21 protein-coding genes and 1 tRNA gene are annotated in these 23,017 nt (G+C 29.7%); 7 read left to right on the top strand and 15 right to left on the bottom strand.

Going from position 1 to position 23,017, the window contains the following annotated elements; translation table 11 throughout:
* Positions 1–31 precede the first annotated feature (31 nt).
* The 4 genes from ABJG40_RS11505 to ABJG40_RS11520 all read left to right on the top strand — a co-directional run bounded on the left by ABJG40_RS11505 (position 32) and on the right by ABJG40_RS11520 (position 3,548).
* The gene (locus tag ABJG40_RS11505; RefSeq protein ID WP_348024727.1) at positions 32–898 is read left to right on the top strand and encodes a M23 family metallopeptidase; all 867 of its coding nucleotides are present in this window, start codon (positions 32–34) and stop codon (positions 896–898) included.
* The gene (locus ABJG40_RS11510) at positions 898–2,397 is read left to right on the top strand and encodes a GH3 auxin-responsive promoter family protein (protein WP_348024728.1); all 1,500 of its coding nucleotides are present in this window, start codon (positions 898–900) and stop codon (positions 2,395–2,397) included. The genes ABJG40_RS11505 and ABJG40_RS11510 overlap by 1 nt, the downstream gene beginning before the upstream one ends.
* Positions 2,398–2,495: 98 nt before the next feature.
* The gene (locus tag ABJG40_RS11515) at positions 2,496–2,945 is read left to right on the top strand and encodes a 6-carboxytetrahydropterin synthase (RefSeq protein ID WP_348024729.1); all 450 of its coding nucleotides are present in this window, start codon (positions 2,496–2,498) and stop codon (positions 2,943–2,945) included.
* 63 nt (positions 2,946–3,008) lie between these two features.
* A complete protein-coding gene (locus ABJG40_RS11520) occupies positions 3,009–3,548 on the top strand; it encodes a hypothetical protein (RefSeq protein WP_348024730.1) in 540 nt (179 codons plus the stop codon).
* Positions 3,549–3,607: 59 nt separating this feature from the next.
* Here the strand turns inward: ABJG40_RS11520 and pth are convergent, their stop codons facing one another.
* The 3 genes from pth to ABJG40_RS11535 all read right to left on the bottom strand — a co-directional run bounded on the left by pth (position 3,608) and on the right by ABJG40_RS11535 (position 5,889).
* Positions 3,608–4,174, bottom strand: coding sequence for an aminoacyl-tRNA hydrolase (gene pth, locus ABJG40_RS11525; RefSeq protein ID WP_348024731.1), 567 nt, complete (start codon positions 4,172–4,174; stop codon positions 3,608–3,610).
* Between the two features lie 157 nt (positions 4,175–4,331).
* On the bottom strand, positions 4,332–4,928 hold the full coding sequence (locus ABJG40_RS11530) for a 50S ribosomal protein L25/general stress protein Ctc (RefSeq protein WP_348024732.1): 597 nt from the start codon (positions 4,926–4,928) through the stop codon (positions 4,332–4,334).
* Between the two features lie 19 nt (positions 4,929–4,947).
* Positions 4,948–5,889: a ribose-phosphate pyrophosphokinase gene (locus ABJG40_RS11535; protein WP_348024733.1), complete on the bottom strand. Its 942-nt coding sequence runs from the start codon at positions 5,887–5,889 to the stop codon at positions 4,948–4,950.
* 124 nt (positions 5,890–6,013) lie between these two features.
* On the opposite strand from ABJG40_RS11535, the gene ABJG40_RS11540 reads away from it, so the two are divergent.
* A tRNA-Leu gene (locus ABJG40_RS11540) sits at positions 6,014–6,095 on the top strand.
* Between the two features lie 134 nt (positions 6,096–6,229).
* On the opposite strand, the gene ABJG40_RS11545 is transcribed toward ABJG40_RS11540, so the two are convergent.
* Positions 6,230–7,030 carry a gluconate 5-dehydrogenase gene (locus tag ABJG40_RS11545; protein WP_348024734.1) on the bottom strand — a complete coding sequence of 267 codons (801 nt, stop codon included), beginning with the start codon at positions 7,028–7,030 and terminating at the stop codon, positions 6,230–6,232.
* Positions 7,031–7,457: 427 nt separating this feature from the next.
* Here ABJG40_RS11545 and ABJG40_RS11550 point away from each other — a divergent pair, with 427 nt between their 5' ends.
* Both ABJG40_RS11550 and ABJG40_RS11555 read left to right on the top strand, forming a co-directional pair.
* On the top strand, positions 7,458–10,304 hold the full coding sequence (locus ABJG40_RS11550) for a TonB-dependent receptor (RefSeq protein WP_348024735.1): 2,847 nt from the start codon (positions 7,458–7,460) through the stop codon (positions 10,302–10,304).
* Between the two features lie 235 nt (positions 10,305–10,539).
* Positions 10,540–12,099 (top strand): RagB/SusD family nutrient uptake outer membrane protein, encoded by a 1,560-nt coding sequence (locus ABJG40_RS11555; RefSeq protein WP_348024736.1) that lies wholly within the window; start codon positions 10,540–10,542, stop codon positions 12,097–12,099.
* A gap of 467 nt (positions 12,100–12,566) precedes the next feature.
* Here ABJG40_RS11555 and ABJG40_RS11560 read toward each other — a convergent pair whose 3' ends face one another.
* From ABJG40_RS11560 to ABJG40_RS11610, 11 genes are all read right to left on the bottom strand, one after another.
* Entirely contained in the window at positions 12,567–13,844 is a 1,278-nt protein-coding gene (locus tag ABJG40_RS11560; RefSeq protein ID WP_348024737.1) for an alginate export family protein, read from the bottom strand.
* Between the two features lie 53 nt (positions 13,845–13,897).
* Entirely contained in the window at positions 13,898–14,728 is an 831-nt protein-coding gene (locus ABJG40_RS11565; protein ID WP_348024738.1) for an ABC transporter ATP-binding protein, read from the bottom strand.
* A gap of 7 nt (positions 14,729–14,735) precedes the next feature.
* The gene (locus ABJG40_RS11570) at positions 14,736–15,584 is read right to left on the bottom strand and encodes an ABC transporter ATP-binding protein (protein WP_348024739.1); all 849 of its coding nucleotides are present in this window, start codon (positions 15,582–15,584) and stop codon (positions 14,736–14,738) included.
* Between the two features lie 84 nt (positions 15,585–15,668).
* Positions 15,669–16,775 (bottom strand): ABC transporter permease, encoded by a 1,107-nt coding sequence (locus tag ABJG40_RS11575; protein ID WP_348024740.1) that lies wholly within the window; start codon positions 16,773–16,775, stop codon positions 15,669–15,671.
* Between the two features lie 107 nt (positions 16,776–16,882).
* Positions 16,883–18,268 (bottom strand): CmpA/NrtA family ABC transporter substrate-binding protein, encoded by a 1,386-nt coding sequence (locus ABJG40_RS11580; RefSeq protein WP_348024741.1) that lies wholly within the window; start codon positions 18,266–18,268, stop codon positions 16,883–16,885.
* 321 nt (positions 18,269–18,589) lie between these two features.
* Positions 18,590–19,297, bottom strand: coding sequence for a cytochrome c3 family protein (locus ABJG40_RS11585; RefSeq protein ID WP_348024742.1), 708 nt, complete (start codon positions 19,295–19,297; stop codon positions 18,590–18,592).
* A 12-nt stretch (positions 19,298–19,309) separates the two neighbouring features.
* Positions 19,310–20,338 (bottom strand): ferredoxin--NADP reductase, encoded by a 1,029-nt coding sequence (locus ABJG40_RS11590; RefSeq protein WP_348024743.1) that lies wholly within the window; start codon positions 20,336–20,338, stop codon positions 19,310–19,312.
* Between the two features lie 8 nt (positions 20,339–20,346).
* Entirely contained in the window at positions 20,347–20,829 is a 483-nt protein-coding gene (locus ABJG40_RS11595; RefSeq protein WP_348024744.1) for a hypothetical protein, read from the bottom strand.
* Between the two features lie 30 nt (positions 20,830–20,859).
* Positions 20,860–21,675, bottom strand: a complete 816-nt coding sequence (locus ABJG40_RS11600) for a DUF3365 domain-containing protein (RefSeq protein ID WP_348024745.1) — start codon at positions 21,673–21,675, stop codon at positions 20,860–20,862.
* A gap of 19 nt (positions 21,676–21,694) precedes the next feature.
* On the bottom strand, positions 21,695–22,108 hold the full coding sequence (locus tag ABJG40_RS11605) for a globin family protein (protein ID WP_348024746.1): 414 nt from the start codon (positions 22,106–22,108) through the stop codon (positions 21,695–21,697).
* 159 nt (positions 22,109–22,267) lie between these two features.
* On the bottom strand, positions 22,268–23,017 hold the full coding sequence (locus ABJG40_RS11610; RefSeq protein WP_348024747.1) for a Crp/Fnr family transcriptional regulator: 750 nt from the start codon (positions 23,015–23,017) through the stop codon (positions 22,268–22,270).

Genomic DNA, 23,017 nt, shown 5'->3' on the forward strand with positions numbered 1-23,017 from the left:
GTATATTTGTTATCACATCAAATAAATTTTAGTGGCTAAAAAAGATAAAAAAAGTGGAAAATTAAAACAAAAACTAACTGACAAATATAGGTTGGTGGTTTTAAATGAAAATACTTTTGAAGAGCGTTTTTCATTAAAACTATCTCGCTTAAATGTATTTGTTTTAGGAGGTGTTTTTTCAATCTTATTAGTGGCTGCAACAACCGTTTTAATTGCATTTACACCAATTAAAGAATATATTCCTGGTTATTCGTCTACTGCATTAAAGAAAAAAGCTGCAAAATTAACTTTTGAAGCAGATTCTTTAAAAATAAAATTAGCAGTTTTAGAAAATTATACAAAAGCTTTAAAACCCGTTTTAACAGGTGAAATTGAACCAGAAAGTATAGACTCTATTCAAACAGAAGTAAGACAGCGTTTGATAGACGAAAGTAAATTAAATGCAACTAAAGAAGACTCTCTATTTAGAGAAAAAGTAGAAACTGAAACTCGATTTTCTATACAAAACAATGCAGAAAGCTCTGTTAAAATTGTTTTTTTTGCTCCTTTAAACGGTAACATTTCTCAAGATTTTGATGCTACCTCTAAACACTTTGCTGTAGACATTACAGCAAAAACAGGAGACCCAATTAAGGCTACGGCAGACGGAACCGTAATTTTTTCTGGATGGACAACAGAAACAGGTTATGTTATTATTTTAAAACATGCTAAAGAATATATATCTGTATACAAACACAATGGAAATTTACTAAAAGAACAAGGAGATTTTGTAAAATCTGGTGAAGTAATTGCTACAGTAGGTTCTACAGGAGAATTAACAACAGGGCCACATTTACATTTCGAACTTTGGAATGGTGGTTACACTGTAAACCCAACTAATTTTATAGATTTTAAATAATGAGTATCAAATCTACTTTTGCAATTCCGTTTGCTAAAATTGCGACAAAAAAAGTATATAAGTGGGCTAATAATCCGCATAAAACACAAGAAAAGGTTTTTAAAAATTTAATTTCTAAAGGAAGTAAAACAGCTTTTGGAAAAGATCATAATTTTGATAAAATTTCGAATTATGAAGATTTTAAAAAACAAGTAAAAGTTACAGATTACGAAGGTTTAAGAAAATATGTAGATAGAATTATAGCAGGAGAATCTGATGTTCTTTGGACAGGAAAACCATTGTATTTTGCAAAAACCTCAGGCACAACTTCTGGCGCAAAATATATACCAATTACCAAAGACTCAATGCCTACACATATTAAAGCAGCAAAAAATGCAATGTTGTTTTATATTGTTGAAAAAAATGATGCAAGTTTTGTAAACGGAAAAATGATTTTCTTACAAGGAAGCCCTATTTTACAAGATAAAAACGGTGTGAAATTGGGAAGATTAAGTGGTATTGCAGCACATTATGTTCCTAATTATTTACTTAAAAATCGTTTACCAAGTTGGGAAACTAATTGTATAGAAGATTGGGATACTAAAGTAAATGCAATTGTAGAAGAAACTGTAAATGAAGATATGTCTGTAATTAGCGGCATTCCTTCTTGGGTACAAATGTATTTTGAAAAATTAATTGAGAAAACAGGAAAATCTGTTTCAGAATTGTTCCCAAATTTTAATTTCTTTATTTATGGAGGTGTAAATTTTGAACCTTATAAAAATAAGTTCGAAAGTTTAATTGGTAAAAAAATAGATTACATCGAATTGTATCCTGCATCAGAAGGCTTTATTGCCTATCAAGATTCTCAAACTGAAAAAGGAATGTTGCTACAATTAGATTCAGGAATTTTCTATGAATTTATTCCTGCAACTGAATTTTTTGATGAAAACCCAACAAGAATTTCTTTAAAAGATGTAAAAACTGGTATTAATTATGTTATCATATTAAATACAACTGCTGGTCTTTGGGGTTATAATATTGGTGATACTGTAGAATTTACATCAATAAAACCTTATAGAATTAAAGTTACAGGACGCATAAAACACTTTATATCCGCCTTTGGCGAACATGTTATTGGGAAAGAAGTAGAAAAAGCGTTGAATGATTCTATTTTAGGAACACCAATAAATATTAGTGAATTTACTGTAGCTCCTCAAGTAAATCCAAAAAGTGGTTTGCCTTATCATGAATGGTTTATAGAATTTGAAAATGAACCAGAAAATTTAGAAGACTTTGCAACAAAAGTAGATGCTTCTATGCAAGCACAAAATATTTATTATTTAGATTTAATTGAAGGTAAGGTTCTTAGACCTCTAATAATTAAAAAAGTTAAAAAAGGTGGTTTTCATGAATATATGAAATCTATTGGTAAATTTGGGGGACAAAATAAGATTCCGCAATTATCTGATAACAGAAAAATTGCAGATGTTTTACAGAATTTTTTAGTTGAAGAATAACAAAAAAGAAACAAAATGGGAGGAGATTTTTTATTTATAGGATTAGCAATAGCATTAGTTATTGTATATTTTTACAACAAATATAGAAACAGACGTTAATGAGCACGATAAGAATTACAAAACAGTTTAACTTTGAAACAGGTCATGCACTTTATGGTTATGATGGTAAGTGTAAAAATGTTCACGGACATTCTTATAAACTTTCTGTAACTGTTTCTGGAAAACCTATTGCTGATAAAACCAACGTAAAATTTGGAATGGTTATAGATTTTGGAGATTTAAAAAAGATTGTAAACGAAGAAATTGTTGATGTTTTTGACCATGCCACTGTGTTTAATAAAAACACACCTCATGTTGAGTTAGCTAAAGAATTAATTGATAGAGGTCATCATGTTATTTTAGTAGATTATCAACCAACAAGTGAAATGATGGTAATTGACTTTGCTGAAAAAATTAAAAACAGATTGCCCAAAAACATTAAATTACATTCTATAAAATTAAAAGAAACTGACTCTAGTTTTGCAGAATGGTATGCAAGTGAAAATTAGTTTTTTATAACTTTAAACAATATCAACTATAATTATAAGTTATATTTGAAAAAAATAAACATTATGAAAATCTTAAAATTTATTTTAACTCTACTTATTTCTGTTTCTATTACTAGCTGTAGTAGTGATGAAAGTACACCTCCATTTGACCTAACTTCTTCTAATTTTGCAGGTTCTTATGATATAAATAGTATTACTTATAAAGAAGTAGAAACAATTACTTCTAGCTCAGGAAACTCAAGTATTGTTTTAACTACAATTAATGGTGTTGCAGATTCTTTTGATGATATTAGTTTTGTTATAAATGCAAACGGAACGTTTACTGCTTCAGGAAAATATAGAAATGTAATTACAGAAAAACCTAATACTGGTAGTACAATTACAGATAATGAAATTATAGTTTTTAATGCATCTGGTACTTACCAATTAAATACAATAGATAACACAATAACTTTTAATCAACAAAGTGGTGATTTTATTGATGGAGTTTTTAGTATTAAATCTTTTAAAGAAACTGGTGTTACTATAGAACAAGAAATAATTGAAACAGATGGCAATTCTACTTTAACTTTTAATGGCTCTATTGGCTTAATTAGAAAATAGAATTCAAATAAAACTTATTTAAAAGCTATCTATATATTAGGTAGCTTTTTTATTTCCATTTATTTTCCGTTAAAAGTATTCATTGTATTTGCCAATCCTGCAGTACCAAAAGAAATAATTGCTTTTGCAGATGTAGGCAAACGCTCTATTAATAAACTAGTTTCTTCTTTAGTCCATTCTCCTAAAACAAAATCTACTTGCCTACCTCTAGAATAATTTCCTCCAACACCAAACCTAAAACGAGTATACTTTTGAGTATTTAATTTAGCTTCAATATCTTTTAATCCATTGTGGCCACCAGCAGAACCTTTTGCTTTTATACGAATGGTACCAAAATCAATATTAACATCATCTGTTACAATTAAAATATTTTCTATAGAAATTTTTTCTTTATCCATCCAATATTTTACTGCTTTTCCGCTTAAATTCATAAACGTACTTGGTTTTAAAAGTATAAAAGTTCTTCCCTTAAATCTGAAAGTTGCAACATCACCTAATTTTTCAGTTTCAAAAGAAACGCTGTGCTCTTCAGCAACTTCATCAACAATTTTAAAACCAATATTATGACGTGTATTGGTATATTTATTACCAATATTTCCTAAACCAACAATTAAAAATTTCTTCATTAATTCTTCTTTACTTTCAACTTTTATACCCAATAATTTAGAAAAAAAGCTTATTAAATTCATCTAGCAAAAATACTATAAGTTCTCTAAATAAATTAAAGACAATAAAAAAAGCGTTACTATAAGTAACGCTTTTTTTATATTATGCTTGCAAAATTTATTCTGCTGCTGTTTCTGTTGCTTCTTCTTCTTCTTCTTCAGATACAGTTGCGTTACGAGAAGTTCTAACTTGTACAACTACTGTATTATCTGGATGCATAAAAGTAAAATCTTCGTTTTTTAAAGATGATAAAACTAATTTACTTCCAATTTTTAATCCAGAAATATCTGCAGATATAAAATCTGGTAAATTAGCTGGTATTGCTTTTACTTTTAATTTACGATTTGTAAAACGTAAAGACCCACCATTTAATACACCAGGAGAAGTACCTGTTAATTTTACAGGGATATTCATTGTAACTTCTTTATCATCAAATAATTGATAAAAATCTACGTGTAAAATTTTATCTGTTACTGGGTGAAACTGAATGTCTTGTAAAATTGCTGGTATTTTTTGTCCATCAACATCAATACTTGCTGTATAAACGTTTGGAGTAAATACCAAGTTTTTAAACGCTTTTTCTTCTGCTGAAAAGTGTATTGGGTTTTCTCCTCCGTATATAACGCAAGGAACCATACCAGCATTACGTAAGGCTTTAGTTGCTACTTTACCCACGCTTTCTCTTTTTGATCCTTTAATTGTAATTGATTTCATTACTTTTTTTATTAATTATTTACATTAAAAATTTTCCGCTAATTGAGGTATTGTCTTGTACTTTATGCATAACATCCGCAAATAACGGCGCGCAAGATACTACTTTTATTTTAGATGTAGCCTTTTTTAAAGGAATTGTGTCTGAAACAATTAACTCTGTTAAACCTGAGTTTTCAATTTTTTCATATGCTCCTCCAGAAAGTATAGGATGTGTACAAATTGCACGTACACTTAAAGCACCTCTTTCCATCATTAAATTTGCTGCATGTGCTAAAGTTCCTCCTGTATCAATCATATCATCAACTAAAATTACATTTTTTCCTTGAACATCTCCTATTAGCTCCATATGACCAATAACATTTGCTTTTGTTCTTTGTTTATAACAAATAACAACATCAGAGTGCAGATGTTTAGAGTATGCATAAGCTCTTTTAGAACCTCCCATGTCTGGAGATGCAATTGTTAAGTTTTCTAATTGTAAACTCTCTATATATGGTAAAAATATAGTTGAAGCAAATAAATGATCTACTGGCTTTTCAAAAAATCCTTGAATTTGATCTGCATGTAAATCCATGGTCATTATTCTTGTTGCACCAGCAGATTCTAAAAGTTTTGCAACTAATTTTGCTCCAATAGCAACTCTTGGTTGATCTTTTCTATCTTGTCTTGCCCAACCAAAATAAGGCATTACAGCAGTAATATGTCTAGCAGAAGCTCTTTTTGCTGCATCACACATTAATAACATTTCCATTAAATTATCTGCTGTTGGAAAAGTAGAACCTATTAAAAAGACTCTTCTTCCTCTTACAGATTCTTCAAAAGCTGGCTGAAATTCGCCATCGCTAAATGTTGTTGTTTTTACTTTTCCTAGTTCAGCTCCATATTCATTTGCAATTTTTTCTGCTAATACAGTACTTTGAGAGCATGCAAAAAGTTTAGGTGCTAGTTGATTTGTAGGCATTTAGTTGTTTTTTTGTTATGTTGTTGAAAGTGTACAAAAGTAGATATTATTTATTTAGTTTGAAATTAATTTTTTGACTTTAAAATAAAATAATTTAATACATTTGCAGTCCTATTAAATATTTGCTCAAGTGGCGGAATTGGTAGACGCGCTGGATTCAAAATCCAGTTCTTTCGGGAGTGTGGGTTCGATTCCCACCTTGAGTACAAAGGAAAAACCTCAACTTTTATAGTTGAGGTTTTTTATTTCAAATAAATTAAGTGCTTTGTATTTCTTATAAAAAAATACTATTTATACTTTAAGTTTACATTCTTAAATCTATTAATAGATACATTTATATTTAAATATACTCTTCATTAGATGGCGTACCAATGGTTGCTAAAATACCTCCATCTACATATAAAATATGTCCATTAACAAAATCACTTGCTTTTGAAGCTAAAAATATAGCTGGACCAGATAAATCATTTGGGTTTCCCCATTTTTTAGCAGGAGTTCTATTGATTATAAAATCATTAAAAGGATGTCCATTAACCCTTATAGGTTCTGTTTGTAAAGTAGCAAAATAACCAGGTCCAATTCCATTTATTTGAATATTAAAACGTGCCCATTCTGTAGCCATGTTTTTCGTTAACATGACCAAACCACCTTTTGCTGCTGCATATGCTCCAACAGTATTTCTACCAAGTTCACTCATCATAGAGCAAATGTTAATGATTTTCCCTTCTTTTCTTTCTATCATTCCACGAACAACATATTTTGATACAATAAAAGGGCTTACCAAATCAATATCTATAACTTGTTTAAAATCTTCAACTTTCATGTCTACTAGAGGAGTTCTTTTAATAATTCCTGCATTGTTTACTAAAATATCAATAGCACCAACTTCAGTTTCAATTTTTTTTATGGCAGAAATTACTTGCTCTTCATCTGCAACGTTAAATTTATACCCAAAAGCTTTAATTCCTGCATTATTATATTCTTTAACAGCAATATTTATTTTTTCCTGTGATGAATTTCCATTCACAATAATAGTTGCGCCAGAATTCCCTAAGCCCATTGCCATAGACATACCCAAACCATGAGTAGAACCAGTTACTAAAGCTATTTTTCCTTGAATATTAAATAATGATTGTGACATGTTTTTATAATAAATGATGTAAAACTACTATAATACTGATATTATTTCTTTAATAAAAGTTTAATTACTAATTATACTACATACTATTTTAAGGAGAAATTATTGTAAACTATTAGTTAAACAATAAATTTATAAAACATTATTATATAAGTACTTCATACTATTATAGGAAAGAAACTATATTAAGTTTTAAATTTTAATAATTAATTAGAAAAGGATTATAATAGATGTAAAATTTTGCTTCTTTTTTTTATTAAAAAATAATTATAATGTCAAATTCTTAAAAAAGCATATAAAAATTTAAAAGAATCATTCTTTTTTTTTAAGTTAAATATTTATTAATAAAAATAAATACCTATCTTTGGCAAACCAGTTTGGTTAACCAGTTTGGCTGACCAATAAAATAATTAACTAAAATTCAAATTTTATGTCAAAAAACATCTTAATTAAAAAAATAAGTACATGCTTATTTTTATTAGCGTCGCTGTTTACTTTTGCACAACAAAAAGTAAGTGGTACAGTAACGGATGCCTCCAATAAATATGGGCTTCCTGAAGTAAGTATTCAAGTAAAAGGTACAACGATAGGTACCACTACAGATTTCGATGGAAATTACTCTATTGAAGCACCAAGTTCTGAATCAATATTAGTGTTCAGATATTTAGGGTATGCTATTCAAGAAATTAAAGTAGGTAACAACAAAACAATTAATGTAGCTTTAGTAGAAGATGCTAGTGCATTAGATGAAATTGTAGTTGTTGGTTATGGAGCTCGTAAAAAAAGTGATGTAACTGGTTCTGTTTCTTCTGTAAAGGCTGAAGAATTAAATGCTTTTCCTGTTTTAAATGCAGCTCAAGCAATTCAAGGTAGAGCAGCAGGTGTTGCTATACAATCTAATAATGGTGGTGAACCAGGAGCACCTATTAATATTCAAATTAGAGGAAATACTTCTATTAATGCAAGTAGTGCTCCTCTTATCGTTGTTGATGGTTTTGTTGGAGCTACAATGCCTCAAGCAGGTGATATTAAGTCTATTGAGATTTTAAAAGATGCCTCAGCAACAGCTATTTATGGTTCTCAAGGAGCAAATGGTGTAGTTATGGTAACTACTAAAGTAGGTAGATCAGGTCAAATGAATTTTGAAATCAATTCTACACATTCTGTTCAAACAACTTCTAACAGATTAGATCTTTTAAATGCTAGTGATTTTATAGACTATAGAAATCAAGTATTAGCAAATCAAGGTAGTACTGTAGCTTATACAGACGGTGGATATGATACCGATTGGCAAGATGAAATTTATAGAGCTGGTAGCACTACAAATCATCAATTTTCTTTTTCAGGAGGAACTGATAAAGCAAATTACTATGCATCAGCTACTTATTTTAAACAAGAAGGAGTATTGATTAATTCTGCTTACGAAAGAATGTCTTTTCTTACTAATATAAATGCTCAATTGACAGATAAATTTAAGGTAGGACTTAATTTAACAGGGAATTTAAGTGAGAAAAATGGAGTTGCAACACAATCAGATGGTTCAGGTTCTGTGGGTAATGATGATGTTATCACTTTAGCAATGCGTTTTGCTCCTGATTTAAGTATCTATGATGATGCAGGTGGCTTTGAAGCTGTTCGTTCATATGGTGCAGGTGATATTGATAACCCTTGGGCTGTAGCTACTCAAAGAGAAGATGATACTGAGATAAATGAATTTAGAGTGAATCTTTATGGGGATTATGAAATAATAGAGGGTTTAAATTTTAAAACAACTTTAGGTTTAAGTCAAAAGAATACTTTTAGAGGAAGGTATATTCCTAGAACATTAACGGTTTCAGATGCAGGATCATATGGTAGAGGTATTATGGAAGAAGATGATAAAAGTTCTTTGTTAACTGAAAGTTTTTTAACATACAAAAAAGAAGTAGGTAAAGGAGTTCTATCTTTATTGGCAGGTGTTTCATACCAGAAAAAAACAGATAAAGGATTTTATACTGAAGGAACAGGAACTATTTCAGATTCTTTTTCTTATTATGGTTTATGGACCGCGACTGACGTAATAAATAGTAGCAATGGTGAAACATATTTAAAAGAAAAAGAGATTCAGTCTCAATTTGGTAGAGTAAATTATGATTACGATGATAAGTATTTAATTACTGCTACAGTAAGGCGTGATGGTGCTTCAAATTTTGCTGCTAATGAAAAATATGCTATTTTTCCATCTGCAGCATTAGGTTGGAAAGTTTCAAATGAAAAGTTTTTAGTAAATAATGAAACTATTTCTAATTTAAAGTTAAGAGTAAGTTATGGTGTTACTGGTAATCCTGGTATTGATGCATATGAATCTTTAGCAAGTTTAGAAAGTCTTTATGCTTCTAATGGTGGAAATACTGTTTTTGCTTTTACACCTTATCAGCCTGCTAATCCAGATTTGAAATGGGAGTCATCTTATCAAGCAAATTTTGGTTTTGACTTAGGTTTATTAGATAACAAAATAATACTTTCAGCTGATTATTATAATATTGACACAAAAGATATTATAATGGCAGATCAATCTATTCCGCAGATTGCAGGTTTTTTAAACTCTGAAATTTTAGCAAATGTAGGAGAGGTTAATAATAAAGGGGTAGATATTTCATTAAATACACGTAATATTACTAATGATGATTTTAGTTGGACAACAGATGTTGTATTTTCTAAAAATAAAAATACAGTAGTAAGTTTAATTAATGGGATAGATTTTTTTAGTTCAGGTCAACCATCTTATTTAGGGTCTGAAAATACTTCTATATTAAGAGAAGGTGAGGAAGTAGGTTTGTTTTGGGGTTATGATTATGCAGGAGTTTATGATGGAGGAACCTTACCAACAGGAACTGTTACTAATGCTGGTGCTGTAGCTGGAGACCCGTTGTTTTATGATGTTGCTGATAAAGATGGAAATACAAATGGAGCACTTGGTTCTGAAGATAGAAAAATTATAGGTAATCCTAATCCAGATTTTACCTGGGGTATTACAAATAATTTTAAATATAAAAATTGGGATATGAACATCTTTTTTCAAGGATCTCAAGGAGGAGAAATTTTCAACTTAAACAATTCAGTGTTAAATAATGGAGATTCTAATACTACTTATGAGTATTTTAATAATGCCTATTCATCTTCAAATACTAATACAGACCAACCTCGTGTAGGAAATAATAGTGATAGAGAATTATCTTCTCGCTTTGTAGAAGATGGAAGTTACGTTAGATTAAAGAATATAAGCTGTAGGTTATAATTTATCTAATGATGTTATTGAAAACCTTGGAATAGATAAAGTAAGGTTATCTTTAAGCGCACAGAATTTATTAACTTTTACAAAGTATTCAGGTTTAGATCCAGAGGTTAATTATACATCAGGAGATACAGGTAATACTGCTAGTAATACTATTAGAGGATTTGATTTTGGAAATTACCCAACAGTTAAATCGGTTAGTTTTAGTGTTAATATTAAATTTTAAAATAAAAAAATTATGAAATTATATAAAATATTTGTTTTATTGATGATAGGGTTATCAATAACAGCATGTTCAGATTTAATAGAAGAGCCTGTTGGTGTATTGTCTCCAGAAGGTGTATTTAATACCACAGACGATATTCAAACAGCAGTAAATGGAGCTTATACTCCAGCAATTAATGAGGAAATATGGGGTAGAAAATTATCTATAGCTTTAATGTTAAGATCAGATATGGTAAATTTACAATCTAGTCAAACAAGAAGAGTAGAAATGGATCAACACACCATAACTGGTGATAATGAAATGGTTTATGATCCTTGGGATAGAATTTACTCTGGTATCGCAGCAGCTAATACGGCTATTTATGCTGGGGAATTTGTTGATGTTGATGAAACTGAAAAAAACCCTGTTATTGCACAGGCATACTTTATAAGAGCTTTTTATTACTTTCACTTAGTTAGATTGTTTGGAGACGTTCCTTATATTGGTGAAGTTGTAACAATAGACAATTTAGAAGCTATTAAAACTATCAGTAGTACTCCAGAAGCAGAGGTTTATGAAAAAATTATTTCTGATTTAAAATATGCAGAAACTTGGTTACCTAATTCAGCTCCATCTGGTTTACCTTCTAAAGCAGCAGCAAAATCATATTTAGCTTTAGTTCATTTAACTATGGCCGGTACTAATGGTACTGCAAATTTTCAAAAAGCATATGATTATGCTAAAGAAGTAATTGATAATAAAGGAACTTATGGTTTAGGTTTAGATGATAATTTTCAAGATTTATTTAATGCAGAAAAAGTTGATGGATTAATGGGACCTATTTTTGTATTGGATTACAATGGTGTTGAAGCAGATGATAATGCTTATGATCAAATAGCTCCTATGACTGGTGTTAGAGGAGATCAGAGTGATTACAGCGATGATAGTGATGATGGTGATGGTGGTTGGTCTGTAGCTGTACCTACTTTAGCTGTTTATAATTCATTTGATGAAGGTGATTATAGAACACGTGTTAGTTTTCAAACAGTAGCATCAATTAAGGATTCTATTGTAGATTACACAAATTTCACTTATAGCGGTCATGAACATGCAGGTAATCAGCCATATATAGCTAAGTACACACGTTTTCCTGGTGAATATGCAAGAGGAGCCAAAAGAGCAACAAGTCATAATTATTCAATGATGCGTTATGCTGAAGTGTTATTAATTGCAGCAGAAGCAGGTGTAGAAATAGGAGCAGGAGATGCTTTAAGTTTATTGAATCAAGTAAGAGCTAGAGCAAGAAAAGGGGGAGATTCAACTGATGGAGGTTATGCTTCAGAAACTATTCCTGCAAGTACTATTCCTGCTGATCTTACTACAATAACTGTAGAAGATGTTTTAGAAGAACGTAGAATTGAACTTGCTTTTGAATGTAAAAGATGGTATGATATTAAAAGAAGACAATTAGGAGATGTTGTATTTAGTGCTTCTGGGTACGAAGGTGAAAAACCTGATTGGAATTCTGCTGTAGATTATGATACACCAATACCTCAAGACGAGATTTTAGCCAATCCTAATATTACAAACTAAACTTTTCTATAAGAATTAATAATTTATTCACTGTCCTTGTATTAAATACAAGGACAGTTTTTGTTTTTAATGTTATGGAGATCAGTACTAATTACATATAATTTGGTAGTAATGGAGTTGAAGTTAGAGACTTTTCTATTGAAGATTCTTTAATTACTATTATAGCTATAAACAATAATTATAGTTTAGCTAACAATCCTGACCTAAACAAATTAATCTTTATAAATTTACAATTATAAAAAAATTGTGGCAGATTTAGTATTATCAATTTTTTTTAGCGCCAACAAAAAACTAATAATAAAATATTGCTTTTAAATTACCCTTAACAAAATTTGTGCTTTTTTACCAACAAGAAGAAAAATACAAATTTTACAATACAAAAAAATCCCTCGTTAGAGGGATTTTAAAGTAGCAATTAAAATTTGTTAACACAAAAACGAACGAAAATTGCTAAAATCTTATTTTTTTTATTTTTTTCTACTTAAAAATTTAGGCTTAATTACTAACATTGCCCAAGCCCAATTTTGAGTTCCAGCTGCTGCAGCTTCTGTAATTCCTTTTAACTCATACATTCCATCACTAGCAAACATTTGAGAATAACCTAACACTAAAGCATAACCTTTAAATGCTTTTTTGTAAACTAAATCTATTTCTGTACCTAAAGATTTTTCTCCGCTAGCTAATGCTTGCTCTCCTCTAAAGTTTAAAGCTTTTACCATTAAACTAGAAGATTTACTTAGTTTAAAATTAGCACTTAAATGAAGGTCTACTAAACCAATAGAGTTTGCGTGATTACCAACATAGAAATAATCCATAAATCCGTTAAATTTATGATTTGTACCATATAATGGGAAAAAAGCTCCTGTTTCTCCTGCTGCTCCATCATTACCACTTATCATCTCTAAACCTAATCCCAAACCAACTTTTGGAGAAGCTTTATATGTTGCGTCTAAACCAAGTAAATAAGCACCTTTTACATCAACTGCTCCCTGACGTTTACCTGTTTGTAAATATGCATTTGCAGCAAGACCAAAAGCTCCTTCTTTATATGTTAAATGCGTACCTAAAGTTTGTAAATTACTTACCCCATCTGCAGCACTAGCTGCGTCAAATTCTTGGAATCCATTATTTAATAATAATAAACTACCTGTCATTTTATCCCATTTTTTCTTCATATATAACATTTGCATTGTTTTATAAGAGAAAAGTCCTGTTGTATTATATGCTGTTCCAGAAGAAATAAATCCTGTTGGGTTTGAGTAATCTTGATTAAACGCTAATGCTACATCTAACATAAAATTATCTTTTTTATATTTGATTAAAGCAGCATCATGATTACGACCTTGTTGTGCCCAATCTAATCCTCCTAAAATTCTTTGATCATCATATACTAATGCCTGACGACCTAATTTAGTTGTTGTATTTTCTCCTAATTTTAATTCTGCCCAGGCTTGAAATACTGCAAAAGAATTATTGGCATCATATGGTAAAATCTGTCTGTTTTCTCCCCAAACCATAACATCTTGTAAGCTAATAAATACTTTATAAGCATCTGTAGTATAACCCGCATTTAATCTTGCTCTTGTAGAAATTCCAAAACCAGCATCTGCTCCATCTGCAATTAAATTTCCAAATCCGCTTCTATATTCTGTTCTTGGTCTAAATTCTGCATCTAATGTAAATTGTGCTTTTGCAAATTGAAAGCTAACCAATAATAGTCCTAAAATTATATGTTGTTTTTTCATGTTCTTTGTTTTTAATTTAATTTAAATAGTGGTTTATTTTTATTTTATTTTATTTAATGTTCTAAAAAATCTATTAGGTGTTTTCTGTATGTATAATAATCTTCGTGTTCTAAAACTGATTTTCTTGTTCTAGGTCTTTCAAAATTGATGTCTAAAACGTCTCCTATTTTTGCTTTAGGACCACTAGTCATCATTACTACTCTGTCTGCTAAAAAAATTGCTTCATCAACATCATGAGTAATCATAACTGCTGTAATTTTTTCTTTATTCCATATTTCTATTAAAATATCTTGTAATTCTCCTCTTGTTAAAGAATCTAACATACCAAAAGGTTCATCTAATAATAATACTTTTGGCTTAATAGCAAATGCTCTAGCGATACCAACTCTCTGTTGCATTCCTTGAGATAAATCACTTGCCTTTTTATGAAATGCATCTTCTAATCCTACTTTTTGTAGATAGTATTTAGCTACATCTTCTCTTTCTTTTTTTGTTGCGTGAGGAAATACTTGATTCACCCCTAATAAAACATTTTCTAAAGAAGTCATCCAAGGCATTAAACTTGGTGATTGAAAAATAACACCTCTATCTGGTCCTGGTCCTTTAATATGCTTTCCAAGAACTGCAATATTACCACCAGAAATAGGGTTTAACCCTGCAATCATAGAAAGCATAGTTGTTTTTCCACATCCTGAATGACCAATAATTGTTACAAATTCTTCTTTACGGATTTGAAGGTTTAAATCTTCTAAAACCACATAATCTCCTTTTGGTGTTGGATATACTTTTTTAAGGTTTTTTAGATCTAACATTACATCTTTAGAAGGAAATTTTCCGTTTTCTAACCTGTTTTTTATAATTGTATTTTCTGTTATAGTGCTCATCTTTTTTCTATCTAAATTGATTAACAAAATCTTTTGGCGTTAATTCTGGAAGAATAAATTCTTCTTTTGCTTCTGATCTACGCTCATTACCTATATCCATTAAATACTCAATAATTTCATTTCTAGTTTTCTTAAAATTTTCATTATCGTTCATTTCTGTCTTGTCTCTAGGACGATCAATATCTATTTTAAATTCTGGACCTAAAGTTGCATTAGGCCCAGGTTTTAATGGAATAATCCTATCAGCCATATAGATTCCTTCATCAACATCATTAGTAATTAACAAAGCCGTTCTTTTATCTTTCCCCCAAATATTTAAGATTTCGTCTTGTAAATTTCCACGAGTTAAAGCATCTAAAGCGCCTAAAGGTTCGTCCATAATTATCATTTCTGGTTTCATTGCTAAAGCTCTTGCAACTGCAACTCTCTGACGCATACCACCAGATAATTCATTCGGTCTTTTATTAATAGCTGGAGTTAAACTTACCATTTCTACATAATTGGCAACAATTTCATTTAATTCTAATTTACTTTTCTTTGGAAAAGCTTCTTTAACGGCCATAAAGACATTTTGACCAACCGTTAACCATGGTAGTAAAGAATAGTTTTGAAAAATTACTCCACGTTCATGACTTGTACCAATTACTGGCTTTCCTTTAAATAAAACCTCTCCACTTGTTGGTTGTAATAATCCATTAATTAGATTTACTAAAGTTGTTTTTCCACTCCCAGTAAAACCTACAATAGCAACAAACTCTCCTTCTTCTATTTTTAAGTTAATATTTGATAAAACTTCTGTTTCATCTCCTTCTTTTCCGTAGGTTTTACAAATATTATTTAATTCTAAATATGCCATTTTATTATGTTTAATTGTTGAAGCGTTTAATTGGGTAATTGTTCTGTGCGATTACACAATTAAACAATTACACATTTACACATGTTAAATTGCATCAGTTTTATCGAATGAAACCCAATTTTGAATTGTTAACATTAATCTATCTAATAAGAAACCAATAATACCAATCACAAACATGGCAACAATTATTTTGGCATTAGAATCATTTGCACCATTTTGGAATTCTTCCCAAACAAACAACCCTAATCCAGGGCTCTGTGCCAAAAGTTCAATTGCAATTAAAACCATCCAAGCAACTGATAATGTGATTTTTAAACCTGTAAAAATTAATGGTAAAGATGATGGTAAAACAACTTTAAATATTTTTTGAAAAGTTCCTAATTTTAAAACTTTTGCAACATTTATATAATCTTGATCTACAGATGAAACCCCCATTGCTGTGTTTACTAAAGTTGCCCACATAGAACATAAACCAACACTTATAAAAGAAATAGTAAACGAACTATCATTAGCAGAACCAATTAGTAAAGTTTTTACAATCATAAAAACTAACAAGTACCAAACTACAGGAGATACAGGTTTAAAAATTTGAATAAACCAATTAAAAGCACTTTTTAACGTAGCACTTAGCCCTATAAAGATTCCTAAAGGAACTGCAATTAACAATGCCAACAAAAATCCTGCAAAAACAGTTTGTAAACTTCTAAAAATTTGATCTACAAAAGATGGTCTACCCGTATATACAATTGCCTCTTTACCTTCTGCAACTCTTTTTTCATTTAACGCTGCCGTTTTTTCTATAAAAGCTGCTTTATCTTCACTAATAATTTTGTGATCTCTTATTAGTGATTGAAAAGAATCCCAAACTTGAGCTGGAGATGGCAATGTATTTGGCTGACAACTAGACTCTCCTGAAGCAATACACACTTCTAAAGCGTCTGCAGCAGCTTGACCTTGATCTTTTAATGCTTTTTCAATCTTAAATTCTGCTTCAATATTATATAAAGTTTTTGCACCTAAATGCCAAAAACCAATAAATAACAAAATTGAAGCAAGTGGCACTATTGCTTTTCTTAAAAAGTTTTTAAACTCTTCTTTCTCTAATTTCCCAGTAAAAAGATCTTTTAATGTTGTTAAAATTCCCAATCCTAAAAAATTAGAAACTTTTCCTAGTGTTAAACTTGCTTTCATGTGTTTTTTATTTGTGTTACTAAATGGTCACATGCAACACCTAATTGATGATTTTCTTTACTTAGAAATCATCAATTATCGATGTTTCATTATTACTTTTGGTAAAATTATTTTTTGTCTTTATTTCCGATAGAGAAACTATTGATGTATCCAATTGGATCTTTAGCATCGTAAGTTGTACCATCTATAAAATCTGCAGTTGCTGGCTTGTAACCATCTGTGGCAGGAATGTCTGATGCAGGTATGTTTCCTTCTTCAACTAAAAGAGCTGCTGCTTTTTTCCAAATATCTGGTCTATAAATATCTTTAATTGTATTTGCGTACCAAGCTGCTGGTTTTGCATCAGGAATTTGACCCCATCTTCTCATTTGAGTTAAAAACCAAATTCCATCAGAATAAAAAGGATATGTTGCATTGTATTTATAGAACACATTGAAGTCTTCCATTTGTCTTTTATCACCTTTTTCAAACTCAAAAGTACCAGTCATAGAATTTGCTAAAACTTCTACAGGAGCACCAACATATTGAGACATAGATAAAATTTGTACCGCTTCTTTTCTGTTTTCTGGTTTGTCTAACCATTTACCAGCTCTAATTAATGCTTTTGTAACTGCTATTGCTGTATTTGGATTATCTTCAATAAATTTCTCTGTCATTACAAATACTTTTTCAGGATTATTTTTCCAGATGTCATAGTTTGTTACAACAGGCACACCAATTCCTTTAAAAACTGCTTGTTGATTCCAAGGTTCACCTACACAATATCCATGAATAGTACCTGCTTCTAAAGTTGCTGGCATTTGTGGTGGTGGTGTTACAGATAATAAAACCTCAGCATCAATTTGTCCTTGTACGTTTTCTTTTGTATACATACCAGGGTTAATTCCTGCTGCAGCTAACCAATATCTAATTTCATAATTATGAGTTGACACTGGAAAAACCATTCCCATTTTAAAAGCTTTCCCAGAATTTTTATATTCTGTAATTACAGGCTTTAAAGCTTCTGCTTTTATTGGATGAACTGGTTTACCATCTTTATCTTTTGGTACATGTGGTTTCATTTTAGACCAAACATCGTTAGAAACTGTAATTCCATTTCCGTTTAAATCCATAGAAAAAGGAGTTACTAATTTTGCTTGACGCCCAAAACCTGCTCCTGCAGCAATTGGCTGACCTGCTAACATATGAGAACCATCTAATTGACCATCAATAACACGGTCTAAAATATTTTTCCAATTAGATTGTGCTTCTACAGAAACAAATAACCCTTCATCTTCGAAAAAACCTTTTTCTTTAGCAATCGCCAAAGGAGCCATATCTGTTAATTTAATAAAGCCAAAAGTTAATTGAGGTTTTTCAATTTCTAATGTTTTTGTTGTTGTTGTTTTTGCTTCAACAGTTGTTGTTGTTTTTTTAGTTTCTTTACCTCCACATGCAAATAATAACATTGCTGCTGGTAAAATGTAAGTCGATTTTTTAAATAGAGATTTCATTTGAATGGGTTTTAACAATCTACGTATTAATACTTATTTTTTGACAAATATATACCTAGATTTAATTTTAACTTATGATATTAACCATAAACAAACCTCTTTTTAAAACATATTAAAAACTACTAAAAAACATATTTTAAATATAAAAAACTAAAATACAGGTAGTTGAAAAATATAAAAAACAATTATATTTTCTACGTACTTATAGATTATAAGTATTTTTCTACGTAAAAAAGACCTTTCAAATTCACTTTTGAAAGGTCTTTTTATAAAATTAAATTCTGATTTTCTCTTAAATCAAAAAATATAAAATTACACTAATTATGGATTTACAGTCTTTAACCATTCTTCTAGAGATAGTGCAGTATATTTTTTATCTGTTCCAAAAGGATCTTTTCCTCCTTTAAAATATTCTTTTATATTTTTTAGAGAAATTGTGTCTGCTAATTTTTCTGGTACCTTATACTTATGATTTCCATGAAAATCGTGACATTGTATACAAGTAGACCATTTTTCATTCAAAATTAAATCTTTATGAGAAATATCTAAAGGGTCATTCTCAATCTCTAGCGTTTGATGACAGTTCATACAGTAATTAACCTTATCAAGAGATACTCTTTCTTTTTTATGTTCTGTATGACATGTAATACAGGTTGTAGCATTTATTTGTTCAATTGCTTCTTTAAACCTTGGCTCTGAAAACCTATATACTGGATGTCTATCATTAGGTCTGTCATGGCATTGTAAACAATTATCTAGGGTAACATCTTTCGTTCCAAAATCTACATTTTTGTCTCTAGCTCCAATAGTATAAGAAATATTAGACTGTATTTGTTGCACAAGATTTCCATTAGCATCTGCATGACAAGCAAAACATTTTAAATCTTTATGACCAGTATTCATTGGGCCAATGGACAGATATTCTTCTGATGTATCTAGTGTTAAAACATAAATTAAAGGGATTGCTAATATTAAACCAATAATGCATCCAAAAAATTGCCTTTTACGAAGTGGACTTATTTTTAACATATAAATAATGAGTTAGATTTCTATAACTATCTTTTCACTTGTTGGATAACTGATACATGTAAGAACGCTTCCACTTTCTTGTTCATTTTCTGAAAGAATATGACCTTCTGTCATTTTTACCTCACCTTCTATACATTTAGCTTTACAAGTAGAACACATTCCAGACCTGCAAGAATAAGGTAAAGATATATTATGAGCCATTGCTTGTTGTAATATAGATTTATCACCTTTAAACTTTAAAGTATGCTCTTTTCCTTCAAATTTTAAAGTAACATCACTTACAAAGTTTTTACCAGTTACTTTTACTTTTGGCATTTTAAATACCTCTAATTTAATTTGTTCTCTAGAAATATTATTTTCACTTAAAATTTCTTTAACTTTTTCCATATAACCAAAAGGTCCACAAATCCTATACACGTGATTAGTGTAGGTTAATTTATGTTTTAAAAAACACCTATCTATAAGTTCTTTTGTTGCTAATCCTGAATGATAATTTTTTTCTTCTTTTTTATTATTTGCAATAATATGTTCCACAAAAAAATTATTTGAATATTCTTTTTCTAAGTTTTTTATTTCATCATGAAAAATTATTGACGCTATGCTTTGGTTTGCGTAAATAAGTAAAATTTTAGAGTCTTTCTCTTCACTAAGAACAGATTTTATAATTGAAAACATGGGTGTTATACCACTACCTCCAGCAAATAAAACATATTGTTTCTTTTCTTTTTTATCTAAAGAAACAAAGAAAGAACCTGCAGCTGGATCCACTGTTAAAGAATCTCCAACTTTTAAAGAATCACATAAATAATTAGAAACTAAACCATTTTCAACACGTTTAACAGTAATTTTTAAATCCTTGTCTGTATGAGGATTACTACTAAAAGAATAAGCTCTTTTATGATCTTCTTCATTTATTACTGCTTTAATTGTTAGAAACTGCCCTGGTTTGTATTTTATTTTTTTAAAAAAATTTCCGTTTTTTAAATGAATGCTTATGGCATCATTTGTTTCTTTAACTATATTTTTAACTAATAATTTCACTGCTTTCTTTATTTATAATAAAACACCATACTTACATGAAACACTAACAGAAATGTAATTATTAATGATAATGCTACATGTGCTATCATCCATCCTTTAAACAAAATATCACTATTGTTTTTAAGAACATCTAAATTTAGATACCCTAAAAGGGTATTAAATAAAAACACATATGACATCAATAACAAATAACCATACCCTAATTGTGTGCTATGTATATAGAAAAACAAAGGACTAACAGCTCCTAACCATTTATGAAGGTTTTGTATTGTTATATTATATTTTCTCCAGTTTTTTATTACTCTCGTAAAAGTGAGTAACCATTGGAACAAAATAAATGTGGCTAATAATACTCCTGACCATCTCTTATAAATTTCTTGTTGTTGCAGATGAGATAACCAACTCCAATCTAGTTTTAAGAAAAATTGCAAGAAATAGACTGTTAGTAATAGTAATCCTAATAAAGTAGATTTATTAGATTTAAATACCATAAATTTTTATACTTAAAAAGATAAATTATTTTATTTTTTTGCCATCAATACCTTCATAGTAGTATAGGAAGATAATTTTTTCACACTATCTAAAAATACTTCTGGTGTTGGTAAGTAATTACCTTCTGCAGGCCATTTTTCTCCAATTTGTGGCTTTCCACTTTCTTTAAAATCATCAATTTCATCCAAATATTCTTTATAAATGTCTAAAGTACCTTCTGCATATGAATTTAATAAAGCAACCGTTTCTTTAAAACTTAAAGAATCTTTAGGATACTGCCAAGTTGTAGCTCCCATAACATCTCCCAACTTCCAATCTGATTTTGTAGTTTGTGGATGTTCATTATGACAAGAAACACATGCTCCTGCACTTGCTAAATCAACAAACATTGCTGTGTGTAATTTTTGCTCTTCATCATAAAAAAACTGAGGCTTTTTATCTTTTTTTATTTCCTCAAATAACTCTGCTTGTTTACCCTGAAATTTATTTGCTGCATTTACAGGAAAATCAGAACCAAGATATAACCCTAATGGAACTGGACTTTTTCTAATACTAGATGCTACACCTCTTAAAAATAGAGCAGGAAGAGGACCCGCTTCTACATCGTCTTTTCTCCAATCTTCATCAAATTTCATTCCTTGAGCTTTCCCTTTACCAACAATTGCTTTGGTATATAATGTTCTAGTTACATCATTTTCTTTTGATACCATTTCTAAAACTTCTGCTACTGAAAAAGTGTTTTCAGATGCAGATCCTTTTGATTTTTCTTCAGGAACTCCATCACAAGAAATAAAAAAAGTAAAACTTAATATTGCTAATATGTATAATTTATTTGTAGTTTTCATAATGAATATTTTATGTTATTTAATAAGATGCTCCTATCATCACACTAGACATTGTTTGGTATACACCTGCCCATGCATCTTTAACTTCAGGAGTAAAATCACCCCCTAAACCTGCTTCTAAAGTTGCTAGTAACGCAGCTCCAACTGTGCTATAATGAGATTCTTTAACATTATAACCCACATGTTTTTTTCCTAAACCTTCTAATACAGGTATTAAAGCATCTAAATCACTTAAACCAGCAACAGCAGCTCCTAGCATCGTCATTAGTTTATTACCTTGTGTTTTCATTGCTTCTTCACCACTAGGAAATAAGGGTTTAAGTTCTGGGTCTAATTCAAATAATTTATTATAAAATATTGTTGCTGCAGTATCAGCTATGGGTCTTACTTTTTTAAATGATTCTTGTACAAGAGTAATTGTTTTTGCTTCCATTATTATTTAATTTTGAGTTTCACTTCTATTAAGTAAGTATTAATACTTATTTAACAAAAATAAAATACTTAGAATTAAATAAGTATGTAAAAACACACCTTAAAAAAGGTTTTTACAACATATTAAAAACTATTAAATAGCAGGAAATTGAAAAAAGCACTAACTATCTAAAAAGTAGTTATGTTCACTTATTTCTTTTTTAAGTAATTGTATATTATTTATACCAATTTTTTTTCCTTGAGAAATAATTAATCCTTCTTTTTTTAATGTAGAAAATATTCTGATAACTTGTTCTTCTGTAGTACCTGCATAGTCTGCATATTCTTTTCTACTTAATGGTAAGTTTAAGAAACCTCGTAAATCTCCAAATTTTCTATGAATGTACAATAAGGTATCAATTACTCTTTCACGAACTGTCATTTGAGAAATAGACTTTACTTTATTTTCACTTCTGTTAAGTTCGTTTGCATAAAACAACATCATTTCATAAGAAAACTTAGGGTTTTCTAACAATACTTTTTGTAGATGTTCTTTTGAAAAATAATATAATTCTGTGTCTTGTAAAGCAATTGCACCAATAGAATAATATTCTTGAGTTCCAAAACCTCGATGTCCAATAATTTCACAATCTTTTGCAAAACGAACTATTTGTTCTCGCCCATTTATACCAGTTCTAAAAACTTTTACAGTACCTTTTTTAATAAAAAACAAACCATTTACAGGAGCTCCTTCAATAATAAATTGTTGTCCTTTTTTGCATTTTAAAACTGTATTTTTTGAAACCGATTCTAACAATAATTGATTACTATACCTATGTATCATACATTGGTTTTTCTTACATACTTCACACCCTAAACCTTTACTATTAGGGGTTTCTTGAGGTATTTTATGTGAATGAAATATTGCCAC

The sequence above is a fragment of the Polaribacter sp. genome, assembly GCF_039939415.1.
Taxonomy (GTDB): Bacteria; Bacteroidota; Bacteroidia; order Flavobacteriales; family Flavobacteriaceae; genus Polaribacter.